8 protein-coding genes are annotated in these 9276 nt (G+C 73.0%); 4 read left to right on the top strand and 4 right to left on the bottom strand.

Annotated elements, in window-relative coordinates:
• The first annotated feature begins 172 nt into the window (after positions 1–172).
• Positions 173–931 carry an SDR family oxidoreductase gene (locus EV374_RS17105; protein ID WP_132236473.1) on the top strand — a complete coding sequence of 253 codons (759 nt, stop codon included), beginning with the start codon at positions 173–175 and terminating at the stop codon, positions 929–931.
• A gap of 194 nt (positions 932–1125) precedes the next feature.
• Here EV374_RS17105 and EV374_RS17100 read toward each other — a convergent pair whose 3' ends face one another.
• The 3 genes from EV374_RS17100 to uvrB form a co-directional block, all read right to left on the bottom strand.
• Entirely contained in the window at positions 1126–1509 is a 384-nt protein-coding gene (locus EV374_RS17100) for an SH3 domain-containing protein (protein ID WP_132236471.1), read from the bottom strand.
• A gap of 387 nt (positions 1510–1896) precedes the next feature.
• Positions 1897–2808, bottom strand: a complete 912-nt coding sequence (locus EV374_RS17095; RefSeq protein WP_132236469.1) for a Scr1 family TA system antitoxin-like transcriptional regulator — start codon at positions 2806–2808, stop codon at positions 1897–1899.
• A gap of 140 nt (positions 2809–2948) precedes the next feature.
• Positions 2949–5057: an excinuclease ABC subunit UvrB gene (gene uvrB, locus EV374_RS17090; RefSeq protein ID WP_132236467.1), complete on the bottom strand. Its 2109-nt coding sequence runs from the start codon at positions 5055–5057 to the stop codon at positions 2949–2951.
• A 299-nt stretch (positions 5058–5356) separates the two neighbouring features.
• Here uvrB and EV374_RS17085 point away from each other — a divergent pair, with 299 nt between their 5' ends.
• Complete coding sequence (locus EV374_RS17085) at positions 5357–6808, top strand: hypothetical protein (protein ID WP_486485805.1); 1452 nt, start codon at positions 5357–5359, stop codon at positions 6806–6808.
• Positions 6809–6812: 4 nt separating this feature from the next.
• Here the strand turns inward: EV374_RS17085 and coaE are convergent, their stop codons facing one another.
• The gene (gene coaE / locus EV374_RS17080; protein ID WP_132236465.1) at positions 6813–7994 is read right to left on the bottom strand and encodes a dephospho-CoA kinase; all 1182 of its coding nucleotides are present in this window, start codon (positions 7992–7994) and stop codon (positions 6813–6815) included.
• A 93-nt stretch (positions 7995–8087) separates the two neighbouring features.
• On the opposite strand from coaE, the gene EV374_RS17075 reads away from it, so the two are divergent.
• Positions 8088–8612 carry a PadR family transcriptional regulator gene (locus EV374_RS17075; protein ID WP_132236463.1) on the top strand — a complete coding sequence of 175 codons (525 nt, stop codon included), beginning with the start codon at positions 8088–8090 and terminating at the stop codon, positions 8610–8612.
• Complete coding sequence (locus EV374_RS17070) at positions 8605–9234, top strand: GyrI-like domain-containing protein (protein ID WP_132236462.1); 630 nt, start codon at positions 8605–8607, stop codon at positions 9232–9234. The genes EV374_RS17075 and EV374_RS17070 overlap by 8 nt, the downstream gene beginning before the upstream one ends.
• The last annotated feature ends 42 nt before the right edge of the window (positions 9235–9276 follow it).

Raw genomic sequence — 9276 nt, 5'->3', positions numbered from 1 at the left:
GGGCCTGGTCCCGATGGCGCCGACGACGCCAACACCAAGCCCGAACCTGCCACTACCGACGACGCGGCTACCCCTGACCAACTGCCGTTGCAGTACTAGGGGGCGCCGGGCCCGGTTGCCGCGCGGAGATATCCGCTGGCGCCCGGTCGCCGACGCCGGTTGACTGCCCACCATGACGCAGCGGGTGGCCCTCGTGACGGGCGTGAGTCGTCGGATCGGCATCGGCGCGGCGGTCGCCCGCACACTCGCCGCGGACGGCTGGCGGCTGCTGCTCACCGGCCTGCCGGAGTTCGACGACGCCCAGCCCTACGGCGGCGATCCCGAGGGCGTGCCGGCCCTGCTGGGCGAGCTGGGCGACGCCGGACACGTCCGCGCCGACCTGCTCGACCCGGCCGCGCCCGCCAACCTGGTCGCCGAGGCGCTACGCCGGCACGGCCGGCTCGACGCGGTCATCGCCGTGCACGCCTACTGCACCGACACGCCGTTCGGCGCGCTGGATCCGGCCGAGATCGACCGGCACCTGCTGGTCAACGTGCGGGCCACGCTGCTGCTCGCCGAAGCGTTCGCCGAGGCGTTCACCGCCGGATCGGGTGGCCGGCTGGTGCTCTTCTCCACCGGCCAGCGCCTCGGCCCGATGCCGCAGACCCTCGCCTACGCGGTCAGCAAGGCGGCGGTGGAGAACGCAACCTTCCAGCTCTCCCCGCTGCTGATGCCACGGGGCATCACCGTCAACTGCGTCCACCCCGGCCCGACGGACACCGGATACGCCTCGCCCGAGGCGTACGCCGAGGTCGCCAAGCTCTTTCCGAGCGGGCGCTGGGGCACGCCGCAGGACGCCGCCCGGCTGGTCCGGTTCCTCTGCTCGTCCGACGCCGACTGGATCACCGGCCAGGTGATCGACTCGGAGGGCGGCTTCCGCCGCCACCTGTGAGCCTGGCTCAGCCCGGCGGCGAGCGCCCGCGACAATTCGGCGCAGCCCATCGCCCTGACAGGCGTGCACGACGAAGGCCTCCGGATTGCCGGAGCGGTCCCTTGTCGGTTCCACTTCACAACCGGAGGCCTTCGTCATCCCGCGATCTCAAGCCGTGGCGTCATTCGCGCCAATCGACCGCCTGCGAGGTGTTTCTAGCCGCAGCCGGAGACCGACGCCTCGCTGAGGTAATCCTCCGCCGCCCAGCCGTCGATGGACGTGGGCCCGCCGTTGTTGTAGTGGATCCGGACCCAACGGTTGGTCGAATTCACGACATCGCCATAGACGTGGCACAGGTAGGTCACCCAGTGGCCGGTAGGAACCCGCCCCACCAAGCCGCAGGAGAGGTGCGGGCCGGTACGCACCGCCAGACCGGTCGTCCCGGCGCCGATCACCTGCCCGCTCGTCAGCTCCTTGTCCACGTAACCGTGGCTGCAACTGGCGGACGCCGGCCCACCGCTCACCACGGCGACGCTGGTGGCGGCGGTGACCACGACCGCGACCTTCGCCAGGGTCGCCCTATTGATTACAGACCTCATCTAGCCCCCGTTTCCTGTGGGTGCGCCGGTGTTTCCGGACACAAGAAACCTATTGCCTCCACAGAATCAGGTCAATATTGATTTCAATCGATTCGTACGGTAAGGGCCGCTGGCAAGGCCGAAAAAGGAGACCCTCGCCCCGGCCGCAGATCCACCGGGATTCCCACTATCGCAAGCCGCCCCTGCCGACAATCAGCAAGAGGCCTCAACGCTCTGTCGAACCGGGTGCCGACGAAGCCCGTCGATAACACCATCCCGCCGTCCGGCGGGCGTCAGGCGAACCGAACCATCTGCGATTCCCGACTCCATTGGTCGGCGCGACCACGGCCCATTCCATCGAGTCAACTGTTCGCGCCAGGCCTCAACGGGCGTTCTCCGGGAGTCAGCTCAGCCGCCCTGCGGGGAGACAGCCGGTTCTGACTCGTGGCGGCCGTTGGCCGACCCAGCCGCGCGGTCCCGCAGCAGCGCCAGCGTCTCGTCGTCGCCGAGGGCCACCGACGCCAGCCAGTCGCTCATCCGCTCGTAGCGGGTGACGTCAGCCTCGGAGACCAACCGCAGGTCGGCGGTCAGCGTCTCCAGCATGACCGTACGCGGATCAGCCGGGTCGGGGAACACGTAGCTGGAGTAGCCGGTCAGCGGATGCAGCCCGGCGCGCGGCGCGGCGGCACAGGGCACCATTCGGACCGTCACGTGCGGCAGGTCGGCCAACGCGGCCAGGTGCGCCACCTGCTCCCGCCACACCTCGGGCGACACGTCTGCCTGGTCACAGACCCGCTCGTCGAGCAGCGCGGTGTAGCGGGGCGGGTCGGCGCGGCGCAGCACGTCCTGACGCATCAGCCGGGCCCGGATGTCGGCCTCGACGTTGACCTCGGGGTACAGCAGCCGGCCGGCCTCGATGCGCTGGCGGGCGTACCCGGGCGACTGGAGCAGGCCGGGCACGACGGCTGGCTGGTACTCCACGATGCTCGCGGCGCCCGCCTCCAGTTCGGCGTAGGTGCGCTGCCGCTCGCCCATCTCCCCCAGCGCCTTCCACCAGCCCCGGCTGGTCGCGGCGTCGCGGGCGATGACGATGAGCGCGTCGCGCTGCGGCGGCGGCACCTCGTAGACGTCGAGCAGGTCGAGCACGTCGGCCAGGTCCGGCCGGCTCTGCCCCAGCTCGATGCGGGACAGCTTCGAGGTGGAGGCCCAACCCAGCCGGTCGCAGACCTGTTCCAGGGTCAGCGCCTCCCGCCGGCGCAGCTGACGCAACTCGGCGCCCAGCCGGGCGCGACGAATGACCGGACTCGTTGGCAACGGCATCCCCAGCCTCCCCACCGAGGGAGAGTAGGGCAGGACGATCACTCAGCGCAATAGCTTGCTCGCGTACCGCAATCAGAGGCCAGGTGGCCGCATGGGTCGGCCCGAGCCCCGCCGACCAGGTCAGGCGGGGCCCGGGCCGCTCACTTCACCCCGGCGGCGTCCATGCCGCGCAGCTCCTTCTTCAGGTCGGCGACCTCGTCGCGGATCCGGGCGGCCAGCTCGAACTGGAGCTCCCGGGCCGCGGCCAGCATCTGGTCGTTGAGCTCCTGGATGAGCTGGGCCAGCTCGGCCCGGGCCATCCCCTCCCGCGCGGGCCCGGCGCCGCCGGTACGGGCGCGGCTGCGGGTCTCCTTGACCGGCGCCTTGCCACGGGAGAGCTGCCGTACGGCTCCGCCGACGCGGCTGTTCTCGGTGTCCTCCGCCTCGCGGTAGATGTCGTCGAGAATGTCGTGGATCTTCTTGCGCAGCGGCTCGGGGCTGATGCCGTGCGCCTCGTTGTGCGCGATCTGCTTGTCCCGCCGCCGGTTGGTCTCCCCGATCGCCTCGGCCATCGACGGAGTGATCTTGTCGGCGTACATGTGCACCTGACCGGAGACGTTCCGCGCCGCCCGGCCGATGGTCTGGATCAGCGACCGGCCGCTGCGCAGGAAGCCCTCCTTGTCGGCGTCGAGGATGGCGACCAGCGACACCTCCGGCAGGTCGAGACCCTCCCGGAGCAGGTTGATGCCGACCAGCACGTCGTAGTCGCCCTTGCGCAACTCCCGCAGCAGCTCCACGCGGCGCAGCGTGTCGACCTCGGAGTGCAGGTAGCGCACCCGGATGCCGTTCTCCAGGAGGTAGTCGGACAGGTCCTCGGCCATCTTCTTGGTCAGCGTGGTGACCAGCACCCGCTCGTCGCGCTCGGTGCGCAGCTTGATCTCGTGCATGAGGTCGTCGATCTGGCCCTTGGTGGGCTTGACGACGACCTCCGGGTCGATCAGGCCGGTGGGCCGGATCACCTGCTCGACGAACTCGCCCTGGGCCTGCTCCAGCTCCCACGGGCCGGGCGTCGCGGAGAGGAAGACCATCTGGCCCACCCGCTCCAGGAACTCGTCGAAGCGCAGGGGCCGGTTGTCGGCGGCGCTGGGCAGCCGGAAGCCGTGGTCGATCAGCATCCGCTTGCGGGACGCGTCGCCCTCGTACATGCCGCCGATCTGCGGGATGGTCACGTGCGACTCGTCGACGACCGTCAGGAAGTCGTCGGGGAAGTAGTCGAGCAGGCAGTGCGGCGGGCTGCCCGGCAGCCGGCCGTCCATGTGCATCGAGTAGTTCTCGATGCCGGAGCAGAACCCGACCTGGCGCATCATCTCGATGTCGTAGGTGGTGCGCATCCGCAGCCGCTGCGCCTCCAGCAGCTTGCCCTGCCGCTCCAGCTCGGCCAGCCGCCCGGCCAGCTCGGCCTCGATGTCGCGGATCGCCCGCTCCATCCGCTCCGGCCCGGCCGCGTAGTGGGTGGCCGGGAAGATGACCAGCCCGTCGACCTCCTTGACCACGTCGCCGGTCAGGGGGTTGAGGTAGTAGAGCTTCTCCACCTCGTCGCCGAAGAGCTCGATCCGCACGGCCAGCTCCTCGTAGGCCGGGATGATCTCCAGCGTGTCGCCGCGGACCCGGAAGGTGCCCCGGTTGAAGGCCATGTCGTTGCGCGTGTACTGGATGTCGACCAGCCGGCGCAGCAACTGGTCGCGGTCCAGCTCCTGCCCGACCGCGACCCGCACCGCGCGGTCGAGGTATTCCTCCGGGGTGCCCAGGCCGTAGATCGCCGAGACGGTGGCCACCACGATCACGTCGCGGCGGGTGAGCAGCGACATGGTCGCCGAGTGCCGCAGCCGCTCGACCTCCTCGTTGATCGAGGAGTCCTTCTCGATGTAGGTGTCGGTCTGCGGGATGTAGGCCTCGGGCTGGTAGTAGTCGTAGTAGGAGACGAAGTATTCGACCGCGTTGTGCGGCAGCAGCTCGCTGAACTCCTTGGCCAGCTGCGCGCAGAGCGTCTTGTTGGGCGCCAGCACCAGCGTGGGCCGTTGCACCCGCTCGATCAGCCACGCGGTGGTGGCGCTCTTGCCGGTGCCGGTCGCGCCGAGCAGCACGGTGTTGCGGTCGCCGCGTCGGACCCGACGCTCCAGGTCGTCGATGGCCGCCGGCTGGTCGCCGGCCGGCTGGAACTCGCTGACGACCTGGAAACGGCCGTCGAGCCGGGGAATGTCGAGCGCCATGACCCCAACGGTACGCCGGGGGTCCGACACCGCGGCGCGACTACGCCCGGTCCGTGATCGGCTTCAATATTCGCATTGTGTGGCGCATCTCACCGGACTACGCTCTCCGTGTAGGCCGCTCGCGGCGGCCGACCGGGCAGGTGGCCAGGCCGTCACGGCCGGCCCGCCCCCGGCACAGGGGTCGCAGCACCCGGCACTCCCGGCGTGCGCACCCGACGTGGTCGCGCGTGAGGCGCTGACCGGCCGCCGCGAGCGCCCCTGCTCGTCACCCCACGGGGGTGAATCCCGTTCAACCTCCCGTGGAGACCTCCGCCGCCCGCTCCGGCCCGCCCGACCCGCCGCAGGGCCCACCGACGCACGACGACGCGCACACCGGCGGCATCCCACGGGTGGTGACCGGCCGTCGGCGCACCGTCCTGCTGGTGCTCGCGGCCGTGGCCGTGCTCTCCGCCGCCGCGCTGGTCGTGGGGCTGGCGAGCTGGGCGCCCGAGCGGCCGGAGCAGCCGAGGGCACTGACGGGCGACGAGCGCGAGCGACTGGCCGCGATGCGGGTCACCAACTACCGGGACCTGCGGGCCGGGGTACGCGTGACCGCGGGCAGCGGCGCGGCGCGTACCGAACTGGTCGGCTGGGTCGACTGGTCCCGGCCGCTGGTCTACCTCGACGTCGGCGGGCCCGGCGCGGGCGCCGAGCGTGGGCTGCTCCAGGCCACCCCGACGGTGGTCCTGCTGCGCCCCGACCCGACGGCGGTGCCGACCCCCGCGCCGCCCCCGCTGGTGCCGCCGGCGGACCGCTGGCGCCTGCACGACCCGCCCGCCGGGCAGGGGCTGGCCGCCGTGCTCGACCTGCTCTTCCGCCTCGCCTCCGACCGCCCGGAGCCGCCGGCCGACGCCACGCGCCGGATCGGTGGGGCCACGGTCGGGGCGACGCCGGTCGACATCCTCCAGGCACCGCCGCCCGGCCCCGCCGTCCCGGCCCCGGACGGGCTTCCCCGCTACTGGCTCGACCACGACGCGCGGCTGCACCGGCTGGAGACCGGGCTGGCCGGCGTCGGCCCGGTGACCGTGCAGCTGAACCGGACCGACCGGCCCACGCTGCGGCCGGTCGACGCTCTCGGCGGCCGTCCCGGGCAGCCCCGCGCCCTCACCGCCGTCGAGCGGGGCCGGCTGGACCGGTTGGCCGCCCGGCTGCGCGCCCATGGCGGCGCCGCCGTGACCCTGACCGCGCCCGTCGCCGCCGCCACGAACCTGCGCGGAACCGGCTGGGTGAGCTGGAGCGGGCGGGCCGCGTACCTGACGGTCGCCGACCTCGGCGTGCCGGAGCGCCGGACGCTGCTGCGCGTCGACGACGCCGGCGTGCGCCGGGCGGAGGTGCCGGCCGCGACGGTCCCGGGCACCGTGGAATCGCCCGGCCGGCCGCCGCTGCCGCCGCCCGCCCGGGGCTGGAGGGCCGACCCGCGGCGCGCGGGCGACCTGGGCCTGCTGCTCGACGCGGCGCTGCGGGCCGCCCGGTCGCCCGGCGGGCGGGGCGTCCCCCTGCGGGTGCGCGGCGACACCGTCGCCGGGAAGGCCGTCGACGTGGTCGAGCTGCGCACGTCCCGGGGGCTGCTGCGCTACTGGATCGACCGGTCCGGCGCGCTGCGCCGCCTGGAGCTGCGTACCCGCACCGGCGCCTGGGCCCAGCTCGACCTGACGCCCACCACGGTGCCCCGGCTCGTCCCACCGCCCCGGCCCCCGGCCGGGGGCCGCTGACCGGTCAGGGACGCCAGCCGGTCTGCGCCGCCCACTGTTCGGCGCGCAGGTGCTCCTCGTCGAACCACGGGTCCTTCGCGGTGGTCCAGGTGGCGCTGTCCGGGGCGGAGGCCGCCAGCTCCCGCTTCAGCGCCAGGTAGGCCGACCGCTGGTCCGGGTCGGCACGCAGGTGGTCGCGCATCAGCAGCGCGTACCGCCAGCCGGGCGCGTCGGCCGGGCGGACGTGCAGGTGCACGGGGCGGCCCGGGTCGGCGCTGCCGTGCAGGCGCTTCTCCCACCGGCCGCTGCCGGGCGGGCGGGGGTCGTCCCACCACTCGCCGGGCAGGCGCGGGAAGCCCGCCTCCGCGAGCCGTTCGGCCAGCGGTCCGTCCGCGTCGGCGAGGGTCGGGACGGTGAGCTGGATGTCGATCACGTCCCTGGCGGCGAGCCCCGGGACCGCGGTCGAGCCGATGTGGTCGATACGCAGGCCGGCGGGGGCGAGCGCGTGCCGGATCCGGGCGGCCAGCCGCGCGTACTGCTGGGGCCAGGTCGGGTCGGCCTCGGTCAGGACGACGTGCTCCGATCCGGCCGCCCGCCGCTCGCGCAGGTTCGCCTCAAAGGGCCGCAGCCGCTCGCGCCACAGCGCGTCGACGGCCGCGTGCAGGTCGTCGAGGCTGCCGTCGTTGGTCAGCAGCACGTCCGCCGCGCCCCGCCGCCGGTCGTCGTCGGCCTGCGCGGCGATCCGCCGCTCAGCCTCCGCCCGGTCCATGCCCCGGTCGCGGGCCAGCCGCGCCAACCGGGTGGCCACCTCCGTCTGCACCACGACCACCAGGTGGTACGTGGGCGCGAGCCCCACCTCCACCAGCAGCGGCACGTCGTTGACCACGATCGCGTCGGGTGCCGCCGCGGCGGCCAGCTCGGCGGCGCGGGCCCGTACGCGGGGATGGGTGATCGCCTCCAGCCGGCGGCGCGCCGTCTCGTCGGCGAACACCAGCGCGCCCAGCGCCGCCCGGTCGAGGGCGCCGTCGGCGTCGAGGACCCGCTCGGAGAAGGCCCCGACGATCTCGGCCAGCCCTTCCGTGCCCGGCGCGACGACCTCCCGGGCGATGCGGTCGGAGTCGATCACCACCGCGCCGCGCTCGGTCAGTCGCCTCGCCACGGCGCTCTTGCCGGACCCGATTCCTCCGGTCAGTCCCACCTTCAGCACGGCACCAGTCAACCGGATGATCACCGCGCCGCCGGCACCGGGGGCACCCCGGACCGGTCCCCCCGGCCCCTATTCTAGTACTAGGATAGGGACGTGGAGCTGACCACCGCCGAGCTGACCGTGCTGGGCCTGCTCATCGAACGCCCCCGGCACGGCTACGACCTGGAGCAGGTGATCGCGCGACGCGGCATCCGGCAGTGGTCCGACGTCGGGTTCTCCTCGATCTACTACCTGCTCGCCAAGCTGGACAGGCGCGGCCTGGTCCACGGTCCCGAGGCTCCCGCCGCCCCGAAGTCCCGCCAGGTGTTCCACGCCACCGCCGAGGGCCGGGCGGCCGCGGCGCGCACCGCGCTGGCGCTCATCGAGCAACCACAGCCGGTCCGGCACCCGCTTCTCGTCGGCATCGCCAACCTGCCCCTGCTCTCCGACCGGGAGTACGCGCAGGCGCTGCGCACCCGGCTGGCGGGGGTCGAGGCCCGCATCGGGTCGCTCCGGTCGGCGCAGCAGGCGCAGGCCCCCCTCCCGCACCCGGCGCGGGAGGTCTTCTCGTACTCGCTGAGCCTCCTGGAGGCGGAAAGGCAGTGGCTCGCCGCCCGAGCCCAGGTGCCTGATGACTGACAAGACCGACTTCAAGAAGACGCTCGACGCCTATCAGGCCGAGCGGGGCCAGTTCCGGATCGTGGACGTGCCCGACACGCGGTACCTCATGGTCGACGGCCACGGCGACCCGAACGGCGCACCGGCGTTCACCGGCGCCATCGAAGCCCTCTACCCGGTGGCCTACAAGCTGAAGTTCGCCAGCAGGCGGGACCTCGGCCGGGACTACGTCGTCCCGCCCCTGGAGGGCCTGTGGTGGGCCGAGGACATGGACTCGTTCACCGCCCGGCGCGACAAGGCACGGTGGAACTGGACCCTGATGATCATGGTCCCGGACTGGATCGGCCAGGACCTGTGCACCGCCGCCGTCGAGCAGGCCGGGGCCAGGAACCGCCCGTCACGCCTCGACGACGTCCGCCTGGCGACGCTGTCCGAGGGGCGGTGCGTGCAGACGCTGCACGTCGGTTCGTTCGACGACGAGGCCGAGGTGCTGGCGCGGCTGCACGGTGAGTTCGTCCCGGGCAACGGGCTGCGGATGGTGGGCAGGCATCACGAGATCTACCTCAGCGACTTCCGCCGGGTCGCGCCCGAGCGGCAACGCACCATCCTGAGGCAACCGGTCGCCCCCGCATCGGGTGCGTAGGCGCGGCGAGGGCGGAGCGGCTGCGGAAAGACGGGAGCCCCG

Source organism: Micromonospora sp. CNZ303 (assembly GCF_004345505.1).
Note: the sequence above shows the minus strand (reverse complement) of the source record. Positions and strands in the feature narration are given on the sequence as shown.